The following is a 15,026-nucleotide window of genomic DNA, read 5'->3' as shown; positions in this document are numbered from 1 at the left end:
GTGGCAGTGCGCAGGTGCTGTTCAAAGCCTCCATGGACCCCTCGGGATTTGATCTCTACGAGCAATGGTCCAACAGCATGCGAGTGCTGTGGCAGTCGCGTGCAATACAGTCCATCGACCCCAGCCGAATTGAAAACTGGGACGAGATCAATCCCTTGAGCAAAACCGGTCGCTTGTCCCCCACCGACACCATCGGCGCGGGCGATGCTCCTCACCTGCTGCTCTATGTCCAGGCAGATGGAACTCTGGGCAGTCAGCCAACGGGAGAGGTCAGCTACCTGCCCTATGTTCACAACGCAGATTCTTTGGGCTACAACCCCCAACGCGTTACCGAAGGGACACCGTACGAAACCGAAAGCTGGGGCTGGTTACTGGATCCTAAACATAGGGGGCGTGTAGCGATAGTCAACGCGCCCAGTATCGGCCTTTTTGATTTAGCACTTGCCGCACAAGCTCGAGGTCTCATGGCGTTCGGCGACATCGGCAACATGACACGCGAAGAGGTAAACCGGCTGTTCGACATCCTTATGCGTTTTAAAGCCGACGGACATTTCCGCGGGTTTTGGAACTCTGTTCCCCACTCGGCCAAACTCATGAGCCGTGGTGAAGTTGACGTGCAAAGCATGTTCTCCCCGGGAGTATCCATGGTTCGCGCGACAGGAAAACCCTGCCTTTATGCCGCACCCAAAGAAGGCTACCGAGCCTGGCACGGAGTGATGTGCCTTTCGCGAGAAACACGCGGCGAGCAAGAGGACGCTGCCTATCGCTACATGAATTGGTGGCTTTCCGGATGGCCTGGCGCCTTTATCAGTCGCCAAGGCTACTACATCAGTAACCCGGGGCGCTCCAAGAGCCTGATGTCTGCTGGCGAATGGGACTACTGGTATGAAGGCCAAGCGGCTCCTACCCAGCTCGCAGGGCCCGATGGACAGATCACGGTGCAGGCTGGAGAAACGAGACGGGGCGGAAGCTATTCGCGGCGCTTCTCGAACATTGCGGTGTGGAACACGGTGATGCCGACCTTTGATTTGACCGTGCAGCGGTGGAACGAGTTTGTCATCGCCTGATCTAAAACAAAAGCAGCTCTCACTGCTGAACCGCCTCACGCTCCGGCAACGTCTGGCAGTGGCGTTTACTACGGGTGTTTTTGCTGCGGGGACCCTGGCATTAACCAGCTACATCGCCGTTGATTTTAGCGGCAAGCAGACTGAACAGCTGGAACACGCAGGCACGCAACTCGACTTTGTGAACGGGCTTTCCATCGCTGCCAGCGAGGTGCAGTTGGCGGCAACCCGCTATGTTCACTATGGTCATGAATCTGCCCACAAGCGCGTCAGCTCAGTAATCAGCTCATGGGGTGAGCGCATCGATGTTTGCGAAGAGAATGGGTGTTTAAAGGAAGACCAGATCGATGATATACGGGTTCACCTCCTGGCCTTCGACGAATCCTTTCTCCTGGTTGCAAAAGCCTACAACGAAATATCGGAGTCACTGAACAGTGATCTTGAGCGCGTGGATGAATTCGTACAGCCCCACGAATCTCCTTCCGGCTCAACCTCCGATGCAAGCTTTACAGTATCCATGCACATAAACAGCTTTTATGATCACGTAGCCGCAATTGAGGCAGAGTTACGCACCTACTTTGTAAGCTCTGACGCTCAACGGGTTCGCGATGCAGAATCTCATCTGGCTGAGCTCAAGGAGCATGCGGCTCTCGCGGAAGACGCCATTCAAGGTGATGCGACGGCTTTGGATCCATCATGGGAATCTCGCTTCAACATCAAACAGGTTGAAGACACCCTCTACAGCAATATCCAGAAAATTCGCAGCTATGCTTATCTGGTCAACGTTGTGATGCCCTCGGAAGCTCGAGAACTCGAATACCTAGCCAACGCGATCGCTACTGCCAAAAATCACGAGATTAGTGCACTACGTGCAGATATGCATAGCAACCGCATTAGCGCCTACCGCTGGCAGTCCGGCATCATCATCGCGGTAATTGTGCTGAGTGTTCCGATCTTCTTCTGGGTGCTGAATTCTGTGACATCGCCCTTGCGACATCTTGCCGCGGTGTTTCGGAAACTATCGGTAGGATCAGAAGAGGATGTTGTTGGCACCGCAAGGACGCAGGATGAAATCGGCGACCTGTTTATTGCAGCGGAGGCTTTTCGACAGGAGAACATTCGCGAGCGAGAACTTCTTACAAATTATCGAGAGCTTAGTCGTGGTTTGGAGGCGCAGGTTGCTGAGCGCACCCGCGAGCTTCAGCTAAAGAATGAGCAGCTGGACCGCCTCGCCTCCATCGACAAACTGACAGATACCTACAATCGTCGAGCTTTAGACAAAGCCCTGACTACGGAGCTTCGCAGAGCGCTACGATACGAACGATCTCTAGCGCTACTAATCATGGATATCGATTTTTTCAAACAGGTTAACGATACACACGGGCACCTCACGGGTGACCAGGTGCTTTCGACACTCGCGACGCAGATTAAGGCGAATCTGCGACATTCAGACATACTGGGTCGCTGGGGCGGCGAGGAATTTCTCGTCATTTGTCCCGAAACCGGCGTTGAGCCAGCGCGCAGCGTTGCTGAGAAAGTTCGAGCAGCTATTGAGGGTACGGACTTCGGCCTACCCGACCGCATTACTATCAGTATCGGTATCTCGATTATTGCTGAGGGAAGCACTGCGGAGTCGTTGGTCGCTGATGCCGACCGAGCACTTTATCTCGCCAAAAACCAAGGCAGAAACCGTGTTTGCATCGGTCCCATGACACTCACCCCCCAAACCGCATAGGGCAGAGGGCAGAGGGCAGAGGATCAGAAAGGCCTTGCGATCACCACGCCAAAAATGAACAGGTGTTCGTCGTCCACAAAATCTACGTCAATCTGCGGTGACACCTCGTACTTGCCAAAGTGAAATCCATACTCAAGCCCCACTCTCACAAGAAAGGTACTACCCTCCTCTTCAGAGTCTTCAATACCGGGACCCGCATACAACTTCCACGGGCCGCGATGATAAGCAACAGGTAGCACAGCGATATTGGTATCAAAGTCACCGCCTACATGTTCAAGGATGGCGCCCACGCCAAAGCGCTCACTGGCGCGATATTCATATTCCAGCCCAAGGGTAATACCTTGGTTTCTGCGAGTTTCTGTCGTATCGCCAAGAAAAACGCCTAGTGTGTGATGAGGATATCCGTGGCCCTGATAATGCTCGGCCCCCGACGCAGCGCCCTCATGCTCCGCATCTTCGTGGGCATTGCTGTGCTCCGCTGATTGCGGTGAGGGGTCAGCAAACGCCGTAGCAGTTGCAAATAGAGCCGCCAAAGCGCATCGAGTGACACAGGCCAGGTTCATGTTAAGCATGGATCTTTGCATACGCCGCATCGCCGTGCTCCTGTGCAACTTCTCTACCCAGTCGATCCGCTGACAATATTGCAGCGTGCAACGTCTCGGAGGTTACTTCAACAGGCATGTTCGCCATAAAGGGAAACGCCATGGCAGCCTCTACAACTGCAGCAAGACTGTCGGCATCTTCCGGCGACAGCGCAATCTGGCCAAGGTGCACCGGCAGACCAATGCGAGCAAAAAACCTTGTAACCCGTCGAGCCTCGTCGTCCCAGCCCTCCAAAGCAAGCTGCGCCAGGATCCCCATGGCCACCATCTCTCCGCGAAGAAACTGTTTATGTACGTGCGCGACCACCGTGTACGCCTGAGCAAAGCCATGGCTGGCGGCAAGACCACCGCACTCAAAGCCAATACCGCTGAGCAGGGTATTAGCCTCGACAATGCGCTCGAGAGCATCATCTATAAGCTCGGCCTCAAGGGATGCCAAAGCCGCTTCACCGTCTGCATAGACCGTCTCAGCACAAAGTTTTGCGATTGCGGCACCCGCTAAGGTTGGGCTGGCTCCAAAGGTAGTCACAGCGCCGGGGTTATTAGAGCAGGCCCTGGCCTCGTAGCAGGTTGCCATCGCATCACCCATGCCTGCGACCAGATAGCGAGCAGGTGCAGCTGCCACAACGGCTGTATCTACCAGCACCAGCGCAGGATTCTCTGCAAAGACCTCGAAAGTTTCAGACACACCCTCGGGGCTATAGATGACAGAGGCAGCAGAACAGGGCGCGTCATTTGATGCCAAAGAAGGCACCACCACCGCCGGCACACCGAGTCGGTGAGCTATGCATTTTCCCGCATCCACGACCTTGCCTCCGCCTAAGGCAATGACGGTAGCGGGCGCAGCGCTTCGAGCGCGCAACACATCGGCATGCCTTTCAATTTCTTCAAAGGAACACTCACCGCCGAAGGTAAGGATCGTGGCAGGAATCCCGGCATCCTCAAGGCTCTGCAGGAGCACAGCACCCTCAGCCCGCTGACTGCGCGCAGAGAGCAGCACCGCACAGGAAGCAAATCCCAGCTTGTGTAAGTAGTCGCCGGTTTGAGCGATCACACCCGGCGCCTGCACATAGCGACGGGGACTCCCAAAAACTCTTGCCATGCCCTGTGCCGGTGTCGGCAATGCAAAGAGCTCAAGCGCAGCCTCATCACTACCGTTAACCGCTTCGTCGTCTGGCTGAGCTCCCTGACTACTATTTGTCATAAATGAACACCTCTTTTGCCTTGGATCAGTCTAAAGCAAATACACACTCGTCGTCGCTTCGTGGCAGAATTACGGCCCACGAAAATCCCATGGAATACACAATGCCCAACCCGCTGCTTACCGACAGCCCATTACCGCAGTTCAAGTCTATATCTCCCGAGCACATAGAGCCTGCTATCGACGAACTGCTAGCACTCCATCGAGAGCAGGTTGAGACCCTTTTATCCTCGGTCAAGGAACCCGCCTGGAATTCAGTCGTGGAGCCTCTGGAGCTCCTGGACAATCGCCTTTCCAGAGCCTGGTCCCCGGTGTCTCACTTGAACGGCGTCATGAACAGCGACGAACTGCGTGAAGCCCACAGTGCATGCCTCGCAAAACTGTCGGACTTCAGTACCGAGATGGGACAGAACGAAGCCCTTTTTCAAGCCTACAAAATAGTGGCGGAGAGCGATGCGGCACTTAACAGCGATCAAAAAAAACTACTGAGCAATGTACTCCGGGATTTCCACCTCTCCGGGGTTGACCTGCCCGAGGACAAAAAACAGCGCTACAAGGAAATCCAGCAATCTCTGTCGGCGCTCTCGAGCGATTTCTCAAACAAGGTACTGGACGCGAGCAACGCTTGGACAAAAGAGATTGAGAGCGCTGACGCTCTGACGGGGCTGCCTCAGTCAGCCATCGATCTAGCTCAGCAAACTGCTAGCGATCGAGGTCTGGAAGGCTTTTTGTTGACCTTGGATTTTCCTTCCTACCAACCAGTGATGACCTACGCTGAGGACGCAGCGCTTCGCGAGGAGATGTATCGCGCTTTTGCCACCCGTGCCAGTGACGAAGGGCCGAACGCAGGGCAGTTCGACAACTCACAAAACATGGATGACATTCTGGCCCTGCGCCACGAAGCGGCGCAGCTTCTAGGCTTTAACAACTATGCCGAGCGCTCCATTGCCACAAAGATGGCCCGCAGCACCGACGAAGTTATGAGCTTTCTCAACGACCTCGCTCAGCGATCAAAAGCACAGGCCGACACAGAGTTTGCCCAGCTGCAGTCTTACGCCGCGACACAGCACGGGCATGAGGATCTTAAGCCCTGGGATGTCGCTTACTACAGCGAAAAACTTCGTCAGCACCAACACAACATTAGTGAAGAAGAAGTAAAGCCCTACTTCCCCGTAAGTCGCGTGATCCCGGGCATGTTCGAAGTGGTCGGAAAACTCTTCGCCGTGAGCTTTCATGCCGTTTCCGACGTAGAGACCTACCATCCGGATGTTAGCTTCTATGAAATCCGCAATCCCGATGGCAGCGTGCGTGGGCAGTTTTACTTTGACCTCTACGCCAGACAACACAAGCGCGGCGGTGCATGGATGGCAGATTGCCAGTCACGCATGAAGACGGAGTCCATGGAACAGATACCCGTTGCCTACATGACCTGCAACTTCACCCCTCCCGTGGGCGATGCCGATGTACTGCTAACACATCGCGAAGTAGAAACGCTGTTTCATGAATTCGGCCACGGCCTCCACCATATGTTGACTCGCGTTAACTACCCGGGGATTGCCGGCATCAGTGGCGTCGCTTGGGACGCTGTCGAACTCCCCTCACAGTTTATGGAGAACTATTGTTGGGAGCGTGATGCACTGAATCTATTCGCCGCGCATTTTGAGACCGGAGAACTGATTCCCGACGAGCTTTACGAGCGCATGATTGCCGCCAAAAACTTTCAGTCCGGCATGATGATGGTTCGTCAGCTTGAGTTCGCTATCTTCGATTTCCGCATGCACCTTGAATACGACCCATCTGGCAGCCCGACGATCTACCAGATCCTGAATGAAGTACGAGAACAAGTAGCGGTTGTTCCTGCCCCGGAATGGAACCGCTTCCCCCATGCGTTTTCACATGTCTTTGGGGGCGGTTACGCGGCCGGTTATTACAGTTACAAGTGGGCTGAAGTTCTGTCCGCAGACGCCTTTTCTCGCTTTGAAGAAGAAGGTGTGTTTAACGAGGACACAGGACGTAGCTTTCTTGAGAGCATCCTCGAACGCGGTGGCTCTGACGACGCCATGAACCTCTTTGTAAACTTCCGAGGGCGAGAACCTAAGGTAGATGCACTACTAAGACATACGGGCATCGCAGCGTGAATACTCAGGAGCGACGACGACCTGAGAGAGGGGCCTATTCCTGAAGCGACAGAAGAAACTCACTCACGGGTAAGAGAGAACGCTGGGGTGCTTCTTCCTGAGGCACATGCCCAAGGCCAGGCAGCGGTACCAGTAGACTGTCTGGCAGATGGGTTTGATAGTCAGCGGCATTGGCAATGGGTATTGCGCCATCGCGTTCTCCCCATAGCAGGAGCACCGGAACCTTTATGCTTCGCAACACGGGCTTTGGATCCACCAGAACCGTTTGTGCCATACGCTTGATCAGAGCATCTCTGGATCCCGGGGCGAGCATCAAGTCGTAGTAGCGGTTTACCACGTCCTCCGTAAGCGCATCGGGATTTCCATAGGCAGGCCGCAAACTCATTTCCAGCAAAAAACGGGGTAAGGTGTAGCGCATTAATTGTGTAACAACCGAGACTTCCGGCGTCCTACCATACTCAAAACCCTCGCTGGCAAAGCCGTCTGGCGAAATGAGCACGAGACCAGTCACTCGTTCGGGATAAGCCGCAGCGAACCGCCAGGCCAGTCGGCCGCCGATGGAATTACCGATAATGACGCCCCGGGAAATATTGAGTTCTGCCAGCAACGCATCGAGCAACGCTAGCGTTCGCTCGTCAGAGTAGTCGCCCGTCAGATCAGGGTAAGAGAGCCCGGCCCCCGGCAAATCCAAACGAATAACGTGGTAGCGTTTATCGAGGGAGGCCGCCCATCCCTCCCAGGTGTGCAGACTGGCACCAAAGCCATGGAGCATGACCAGCGCCGGCGCTTCAGCGGGCCCGGAAACCCTCACATGGAGCTTTACGCCATCAATGTCGCGAAGATCCCCAGCGCTCTGCAGATAGAGCGCTTCAAGATCTGATCGATTCCTATCCGGCGTCCAGAGAGCAGCCAGTGCGACGACAACCAGAATAAGCATGGCGGCAACCAGCTTCGCCAACGTATTCACCTGGCTAATCCGCGGCAATGAGTGAGGCCAGAACCGCCCGAGAACCTTCGAAAGGACGACGTCCGTGCATCATCATGTAGTTATCAATGAGTACCACATCTCCCTGCTCCCAGGCCACGTCCTCGGTAATTTGCTCGGCGAGCGACGCGGTCATAGCGAGGTCATCTGCCGGGATCTCGTCTCCGGTCCCGAAAGTCACCGACTTTTCGCCCTTATTACGCTTGTCATCCCAACCCCGATACGCCGCAATCAGCTGATTGAAAAACACCTCAGTACCGTTCGGTAGTTCTTTAACTGCGGGTAACACTGGAGTGCTCACCTTCAGTTCACCCTGGGGCAACCAAGTCCAGGAATACCCCAAATTTGACAGTCTTTGCTCCGCTACGTTTCTATCGTGGGTTCCCAAAGTATCCGTCCAGCTTCGCCCCTGCCCCGACCCGGCATCTGCTTTGTGGGGCATCACATTGGTATATTGCAGCCCATCCTCAGCACAGCGCTTCAAAAACTGCGGCTGCTGCTCGCGCATGAGTTCAAGGAGCCAATCGGAACGACAAATAGGCGTCTCCCCACCCCTTTGCGGGGCTGTCTCGCAAAAGAAAAATAGCTTGCTGGGATACACGGGCGTTTGAGCCATCTCATGGTGTAGAAAGATCTCCACGGTCGACGGAGCCTCATTGGCGGTAAAAACGCGATCTGTTCGGTTAGTCCTCACCGCGTTTGATAAGGAGTCGGCATAGCGGAAATTAGGCAAATCAAAGGCGGCAATGAAGGCATCGAAATCCGTAGCTGAACGCAAAGGCATTCCTCGAAACAATACCGCCCCATGCTCTTTTAGTAAGTCGCTAAGCTTAGATCTGTCCTGTGCAATGCGCAGGAGGGTGTCTTCGATGCCAAGTGCACTCGAAGGATCGTCATTGTTCGCCAGTACGCAGGGAAAACTCACTGCAGCATCGGACGTTGGCATTACATAGCTCCAGGCATCAGTCATAGATTGCATGAAACCTGTTAAAGGCCCCCTCGCAAAAAACACCGGGATCATTAAAACGTCGATTGCGATTCAAAGCGGAGATGGCAGACATTTCCTCATTGGATAGCTCAAAATCAAAAATCGATCGGTTCTCTAGCAAACGTTCAGCTTTGCTGGTTTTGGGAATCACCGCCGTGCCCCGTTGTACCGCCCAACGAAGAACAATCTGCGCCGGCGTTTTCTTCAATCGCTCAGCCGCTTCAACGACCACCGGCTCATCGAGGACTGATTCGCTGCCCGTAGCCATATCCAATGCTACGTAAGACAAAGCACCCAGCGGTGAAAATGCCGTTACCGGAATACCGTAATCCGATGCAGTGCGGAGCAAAGCGTCCTGCGAAAGGTACGGGTGAGACTCGATCTGCAGCATCGCCGGCGGCCGGTCCGCATAAGTCATCAGATCATGCAGTAGGCCACTGTTGTAATTGCACACGCCAATCTCGCGCACGAGCCCCTGATCCGCAAGAGCCTCCATCGCAGTCCAGGTAGCACTAAGCGGCACTTTCGCCAGCTCCATGCGAGGCTCAGCTGCGTTAGCGTCTGTGATCCATCCTGGAGGGTAACGCTCAGAAAACTCAACAAAGGGCTGTGCGATGGGAAAGTGCACGAGATAAAGGTCGAGATACTCCAGACCCAAATCATCAAGGGAACGCTGACAAGCCGCTTGTACATGAGCAGGGTCATGGTAGGTATTCCAAAGCTTGGAGGTCACCCAGAGATCTTCACGACGACACAGGCCTTGCTCGATCGCCCGCGCGATACCCTCGCCTACCGCGGTCTCGTTGCCATAGTCGGCCGCACTGTCCAAATGCCGGTAGCCGGCCCGTATAGCCTCCACCACCGCATTGGCCGTATCCGTCGGCTCTATTTTCCAAAGACCCAAGCCGATCAAAGGCATACTTCCGGATCCCACACTGATGCTATCCATAACTGTTACCCAAATGCTTAAATTTATACTTGACGGTTTATTCGAGACGCTGAAGAAACCACTGAGTTGCTTGCTTACTCGGCTGTTGCTGCAAGATCCGCGAGCGCCAATGAAGAGCTGCCGTGTTCGAGCAAAAACTGTTCAATATCGACAAGCGCGTTTCTTTGAATAGATGCCTGCGCCGCGCTTGCCACAATCATTGCCCAAAGACCTTGCATCACCGTAGCACTGTCAGCGCCTTGTTCAGTATTGCGACCTTCCAGCAAGTTTAGGAAAGATTCCTGCGCGAAAAACGTTGCGCCACTGTGTCCGCTTTGCTCAATCAACTCTGGATACGTAACGTCCCGCGAATGGTAGTGAGAGTGTCCCGACACCTCAACCTGCAGAGCTCCGGTAGATGGCTCGTCGCGCTTAAAGGTTGAACATTCTGATGCAACGGCCTTACCCTTCTCCCCCACTACAACCATTTCTTCGTAGAGTTCTTCGGTGAACATATTCAGGGTAAAACTTGCTCGGACGCCATTGCTGTAGTTAATGACAACAAAGGCGTGATCATCGATATCTGAAGCACTTCCCGCGTATTCAAACTCCAGAAAATTGACCGCCTGCCCTCCCGACGCATACACGCTAATCGGCGCTGCCTCAGCCATCTGATTAATCAGATCGAAGTAGTGACAGCATTTCTCGACCAAGGTCCCACCGGAATAGCGATTAAACTTATTCCACTGCTCGACCTTTTCCAGAAACGGCGGGCGGTACTCCGCCATGCTTATGGTCTTTACTACGCCTAGCGAAGCGAGCGCTTTCACCTCTCTAAACAGATCAACGTACTGTGCTTTGAAACGGTATTGCATACCCAGGCGAAACAACGCTTTCCGGTTCGAAACAGCCTTCACTATGGCAAAGGCGTCTTCAAGGCGGGTAGCCATGGGCTTTTCTACCAGTAACGCTTTTTCGCTCTTTAAGGCCACCTGCACCACAGCCCAGTGGGTGTAGTTAGGTGTACTGATGATCACCACGTCCACTGTCGGATCGGCAAAAACGTCTTCAAGAGCGGAGTAGTGATGAGGCGCCTCGCCACTCAACTTAACCAAGAGCTCGTCAGCAGCTTCGAGACTTTCAACTGACTGGTCATAGACTCCCCGGAGCACCGTGCGCCCCAAAAGGTGGGCAACGCTCAGATGCTCCCTACCCATCATGCCAACGCCTATGACTGCGAGACCAGGCCTTGTATCGGCAGCGTTTGACGCGGTTTTTTGAAAACTCTCTTCAGACAATTTCGCACAAGCGCGTTTGGCTCTAGCCTCTGAAGACTCTTCGTAAAATCGCATTACAAAATTCCTCGCGAGCGCGCGTATACCTGTCGTCTGGCCAATATCCAGGTGAGCGCATTAACAACTACGAGCGCGGTAATGGCTGTAAAGAACCCACCGCCCAACCCACCTACCAAGCCCAAGGGCGAGAAAAGCAAGTAAAGTGCCACCACGCAGGACAGAAGGGTTAAAGCGCAAGGCACCGCATAGACCCAAGGTGTCATTTCCACCAGCTCCACATGAGCGGGCGCGGCCGGATTAATCCGGGGTCGATAAGTCGCCACCCACAACATAATGCCCACCTCTATAAAAAACAGAATCGCATAGAGGTGTAAAAAATGGATAGTAATAAAATCCTCAAAAACGAATTGGCAGAGTCCGTATGCCACCACATGAAACACGATTACAATTTTTGCACCCAGCGCCGGAACTCGGACGGTAAACAGTCCTACCAGCACAATGGCAATTACGGGAATGTTATAGAAGCCAGAGAATATGCGAATTATTTGCCAAAGCCCGATAGGCGCAAACTGAAGCAAAGGGGCGACCGCAAAGGAGAAAATCGCTATTACTACGCTGGCGATCTTTGCCACTCGGACCATTTGCGCGTCTGTCAACGGTTCCTTCTTTAGCGGCGCATAGAGGTCAAGACAGAACAAGGTAGCGGCGCTGTTAAGCAGCGAGTTAAAAGAGCTAAACACTGCACCGAGAAGTACCGCGAGGAAAAAGCCCATCGCGTAAATTGGCAGAACATCGCTAATCAGTCGCGGATAGGCAAGATCTATCGAGGCCAGACCGGGACCATAGAGATGATAGGCGATGACGCCCGGCATCATCATAAAAAACGGCACTAACACTTTGAAGAATCCTGAGAGCAGCACGCCTTTTTGACCCGCAGCCAGGTTCCTCGCGCCCAATACGCGCTGAATAACATACTGATTGGTGCACCAGTAAAACAGGTTGGCGAGAATCATGCCTGTAAACAGCGTGCCAAAGGGCGTGGGTGAATCCTCTGTGCCGATAGCGTTGAGTTTTTCGGGGTACTGAGAGGCCACGGTCTTTACACCGCTGGCAATGCTGCCTTCGCCTAGAGCCGCAAACCCCAGCAGCGGTACCGCGATGCCGATAATTAGCAGACCCACGCCATTAAGCGTGTCCGACACCACGACCGCTTTGAGTCCCCCGAACACCGCATACATTGCGCCGATACAACCGATCGCAAAAATGGTCAGTACCAGCGTTTGGCCATAGGACATCTTCAGCATGCTTGGCAGATCAAACAGCTGCAGTACTGCGATAGATCCAGAGTACAAAACGCTGGGAATGGTTATCAATCCATAACCAAACATAAAAAGTAACACGGTCATTCTGCGAACGCTGTCGTCATAGCGTTCGTTCAAGAATTGCGGCAAGGTCACGAAGGCGCCCGATAGATATCGTGGAAGAAACACAAAAGCCATGGCGATGGTCGCTATAGCCGCCGTGACCTCCCAGGCCATGCTACTCATATCGAAGCCGTAGGCCGATCCATTCAGGCCAATCAGCTGCTCTGCAGAAAGGTTAGTCAGTAACAACGAACCGGCAATGAAGGATGGACCGAGTCCGCGGCCCGCCAAAAAGTAACCTTCCTGAGTGGCCACTTCTCCTCGGGTCTTTCTATAGGAAACCCAGGCAACAAGCGCCATAAATCCCGCACAGCTCAATAAGGTGCTGGCAATCTGCTCGGGGGTCACGGCGTTGGTCGCTCTCGCGGACTATTCACGCTCCAGAGGCGCCCTAGCCCTCTCCCGGGTGATAGCGGCGCACAGCACGTGCCTCGACATCTTCCCGGTAGAACGCCACGTCCTTAAACTCACGATCAATGTACGGCTGGGCCTGATCATAAAAATGTGGAGAGTCTGGGTCACCACTCTGACCGCCGGCCAAAATACTCTTTGCTCGTACTTTATCGCCAAACTCCACCACGGCTACAAAACTGTTTCCCGAAACACCATAAAGTCTTTTGGTATCACGCCGCACAGCTCGATAAGAAGCAAGAGCGCCCCAGTCTCCAGACGCCAGACCAACGGGCAGACTTGGCTTCTCATCATCAAAGGCAAGGTTGATGTCGCCTGACAGTCTTTGGAACCGATTTATCTCACCCCAGGATGTGTCCCATTGACCAAAATCGCTGGTGAGACGCTCGATGGCAGTCTCGAAGACTGCCAGTCGCTCTTGATATGAAGATGCCTCAGCAAAGTAGTTGATTAATGCCATACGACGCAGACCCTGAGGATTCTCTCCATCCTCCCGAAACTGCATCCCATAAAAGTACGCCAACGACATCGGCACCGAGTCCGCGCTGACGCGCAGATCCCAACCACGCAGTACATCAATGGCCTCTGCCAGCTCCGGGTAGCTAGACCCCTCAGCGTCATAAGCCTCGATCAGTCCGGGAATCAATCCTTCGAAGCCCGGTAAATAGCTGTCGTAAGCAAGGTCGAGCAGTCCATCCAACGTGAGATCAGTGGCCTCTTTCAAAACTCGCTGCGCATGAATGCCCCGGAAGTTCTCAGCATCGGGAGCCATGTACACCGGATAATCCTTTTGCTTGGGACTGTATTCCCCCGCCGCTGTAAAGGGTGTGGAATTACAGTTCTGCAGCCATCCGTTAGCGGGATTCGTAACTGTCACAATCTCATCTACCGAATGCAGACCCAGCCAATCCGTAGCGGGATTGCTTCCGTCGACGGGCTTGGAAAAATCGAACTGGGTGTCGCGCTTTGGAATGAAATTGCCGTGGTAGTAGGCGATGTTGCCCTGGGAATCAGCGTAAACCGTATTGTTAGATGAGTTGGTTCGCAGATCCATCATGTCGTTAAAACCGTCAAGGCCGGTCTTCTTGCTGCGAACGTAGGACTGCTCCAGTGCCGTAACCGGATCCCAGTTGATGCGCGTAGCTACCCACTTGCCATCAAGCATGTGGGTAACGGGGCCGTGGTGGGTGCGATAGCGAGGAAAGGTTCGCTCCGACATCCCGTTACCGTCCTTGTATTTAAGCGTTACCTCTGAGACTTCTACCGGCCGAAGCTCATCGCCGTAGCGATACATCAGTTCGCCATCGGGGCCCTCAATCACCTCTTCCACAAACTCGTCCATGAAGTCGACGCCCGTCGACGTGTGCATCCAGCCCGTGTGCTCATTGAACCCCTGGTAAACAAAAAACTGCCCCCAGGTCACAGCGCCGTAGGCGTTTAAACCCTCCTCACTGACGACGTGAACCTCGCCGCGAAAATAAAGCGAGGTATGCGGGTTGATCAAAAGCATGGCGTTACCAGAGCGAGTACGCTCACCAGCTATCGCAAACCCATTGGATCCCAAATGCTGCTCATAGCCCAGCTTAGGCTCCCGGGCCTGTTCCACCACCGCTAATTCAACGGACCTCTTCTCGCCATAAAAAGCGCGAATGCCGTCCAGCGGAATCTGCTCGATATCGCCTCCAATAGAACCCTCGAAGAAGAACATCGGCATCCAGGGCTCAAAGCGGGTGAGTACTTTGGGTGTGACTTCGGGATGAGTGGCTAAGTAATAGTTCAGTCCATCGGCAAAGGCGTCACAGAGGGCCTGAAGCCAGGGAGGAGCTTTCGCGTAGGCTGCTTTCGCTTGATCTGTGGACATGTACAAACGTGCGCGAAGATCACTAAAGAGCGCTGACTCACCTTCGGCCTCGGCTAGTCGCCCGATAGCCCAGTAATAATTGCGTTCTACCCTGGGAAAATCATCCTCGGCCTGCGCGTAGAGAAGACCGAACACAGCATCTGCATCTGTCTTGGCATAAATATGTGGCACACCAAAGTCATCGCGCACAATCGTCACTGCGCCAGCGCGACTTGCCAGTCGAGCAAGCTCGGGATCAACGTTTGCTGCACCTTCGTCCGCGCAGGCTGTTATCAATGCCAGGGCGCACCACGCGATGCCCCATCGAAGGAATGCATGAATCGTCATAGATCTACTCGCTTGTTAACCAAAGACTTGTAACCCAAAAACTTATCACCAAAAAACTCATCACCAA

The 15,026-nt window shown here is 53.9% G+C and carries 11 protein-coding genes; 3 read left to right on the top strand and 8 right to left on the bottom strand.

All coding sequences use genetic code 11. From position 1 onward, the window contains the following. Together AB8B76_RS05525 and AB8B76_RS05520 are read left to right on the top strand one after the other, a co-directional pair. Positions 1 to 1,067, top strand: a 1,067-nt coding sequence (locus tag AB8B76_RS05525) for a PotD/PotF family extracellular solute-binding protein (RefSeq protein ID WP_405271012.1), incomplete at its 5' end; no start/stop codon positions are given. Beyond that, positions 1,054 to 2,799 carry a diguanylate cyclase gene (locus AB8B76_RS05520; protein WP_405271011.1) on the top strand — a complete coding sequence of 582 codons (1,746 nt, stop codon included), beginning with the start codon at positions 1,054 to 1,056 and terminating at the stop codon, positions 2,797 to 2,799. The genes AB8B76_RS05525 and AB8B76_RS05520, both read left to right, overlap by 14 nt. A 23-nt stretch (positions 2,800 to 2,822) precedes the next feature. Here AB8B76_RS05520 and AB8B76_RS05515 read toward each other — a convergent pair whose 3' ends face one another. Next, positions 2,823 to 3,371 carry a hypothetical protein gene (locus AB8B76_RS05515; RefSeq protein WP_405271010.1) on the bottom strand — a complete coding sequence of 183 codons (549 nt, stop codon included), beginning with the start codon at positions 3,369 to 3,371 and terminating at the stop codon, positions 2,823 to 2,825. Continuing rightward, positions 3,364 to 4,605 (bottom strand): glycerol dehydrogenase, encoded by a 1,242-nt coding sequence (locus AB8B76_RS05510; protein WP_405271009.1) that lies wholly within the window; start codon positions 4,603 to 4,605, stop codon positions 3,364 to 3,366. The genes AB8B76_RS05515 and AB8B76_RS05510 overlap by 8 nt, the downstream gene beginning before the upstream one ends. Positions 4,606 to 4,706: 101 nt before the next feature. On the opposite strand from AB8B76_RS05510, the gene prlC reads away from it, so the two are divergent. After that, on the top strand, positions 4,707 to 6,740 hold the full coding sequence (gene prlC / locus AB8B76_RS05505) for an oligopeptidase A (RefSeq protein ID WP_405271015.1): 2,034 nt from the start codon (positions 4,707 to 4,709) through the stop codon (positions 6,738 to 6,740). Between the two features lie 34 nt (positions 6,741 to 6,774). Here the strand turns inward: prlC and AB8B76_RS05500 are convergent, their stop codons facing one another. The 6 genes from AB8B76_RS05500 to AB8B76_RS05475 form a co-directional block, all read right to left on the bottom strand. Continuing rightward, complete coding sequence (locus tag AB8B76_RS05500; RefSeq protein WP_405271008.1) at positions 6,775 to 7,707, bottom strand: alpha/beta fold hydrolase; 933 nt, start codon at positions 7,705 to 7,707, stop codon at positions 6,775 to 6,777. A gap of 4 nt (positions 7,708 to 7,711) precedes the next feature. Further along, the gene (locus AB8B76_RS05495) at positions 7,712 to 8,704 is read right to left on the bottom strand and encodes a TauD/TfdA family dioxygenase (RefSeq protein WP_405271007.1); all 993 of its coding nucleotides are present in this window, start codon (positions 8,702 to 8,704) and stop codon (positions 7,712 to 7,714) included. After that, the gene (locus AB8B76_RS05490) at positions 8,688 to 9,662 is read right to left on the bottom strand and encodes an aldo/keto reductase (RefSeq protein ID WP_405271006.1); all 975 of its coding nucleotides are present in this window, start codon (positions 9,660 to 9,662) and stop codon (positions 8,688 to 8,690) included. Before AB8B76_RS05490 ends, AB8B76_RS05495 begins: the two co-directional genes overlap by 17 nt. 74 nt (positions 9,663 to 9,736) lie before the next feature. After that, positions 9,737 to 10,993, bottom strand: a complete 1,257-nt coding sequence (locus AB8B76_RS05485; RefSeq protein ID WP_405271005.1) for a Gfo/Idh/MocA family protein — start codon at positions 10,991 to 10,993, stop codon at positions 9,737 to 9,739. Next, entirely contained in the window at positions 10,993 to 12,708 is a 1,716-nt protein-coding gene (locus AB8B76_RS05480) for a solute:sodium symporter family transporter (RefSeq protein ID WP_405271004.1), read from the bottom strand. Before AB8B76_RS05480 ends, AB8B76_RS05485 begins: the two co-directional genes overlap by 1 nt. Before the next feature lie 43 nt (positions 12,709 to 12,751). Further along, entirely contained in the window at positions 12,752 to 14,959 is a 2,208-nt protein-coding gene (locus tag AB8B76_RS05475) for an acylase (RefSeq protein WP_405271003.1), read from the bottom strand. Positions 14,960 to 15,026 lie beyond the last annotated feature (67 nt).

It is taken from the genome of Congregibacter sp. (assembly GCF_045107095.1).
In the GTDB taxonomy this organism is placed as follows: domain Bacteria; phylum Pseudomonadota; class Gammaproteobacteria; order Pseudomonadales; family Halieaceae; genus Congregibacter.
This window is presented reverse-complemented; position numbering and strand designations above follow the sequence as displayed.

What these genes read in the sequence shown, in the direction of transcription:
- AB8B76_RS05475 (WP_405271003.1), bottom strand. Translation starts at nt 14,959, where the DNA reads ATGACGATTCATGCATTCCTTCGATGGGGCATCGCGTGGTGCGCCCTG.
- AB8B76_RS05495 (WP_405271007.1), bottom strand. Translation starts at nt 8,704, where the DNA reads ATGCAATCTATGACTGATGCCTGGAGCTATGTAATGCCAACGTCCGAT.
- AB8B76_RS05515 (WP_405271010.1), bottom strand. Translation starts at nt 3,371, where the DNA reads ATGCTTAACATGAACCTGGCCTGTGTCACTCGATGCGCTTTGGCGGCT.
- AB8B76_RS05485 (WP_405271005.1), bottom strand. Translation starts at nt 10,993, where the DNA reads ATGCGATTTTACGAAGAGTCTTCAGAGGCTAGAGCCAAACGCGCTTGT.
- prlC (WP_405271015.1), top strand. Translation starts at nt 4,707, where the DNA reads ATGCCCAACCCGCTGCTTACCGACAGCCCATTACCGCAGTTCAAGTCT.
- AB8B76_RS05490 (WP_405271006.1), bottom strand. Translation starts at nt 9,662, where the DNA reads ATGGATAGCATCAGTGTGGGATCCGGAAGTATGCCTTTGATCGGCTTG.
- AB8B76_RS05510 (WP_405271009.1), bottom strand. Translation starts at nt 4,605, where the DNA reads ATGACAAATAGTAGTCAGGGAGCTCAGCCAGACGACGAAGCGGTTAAC.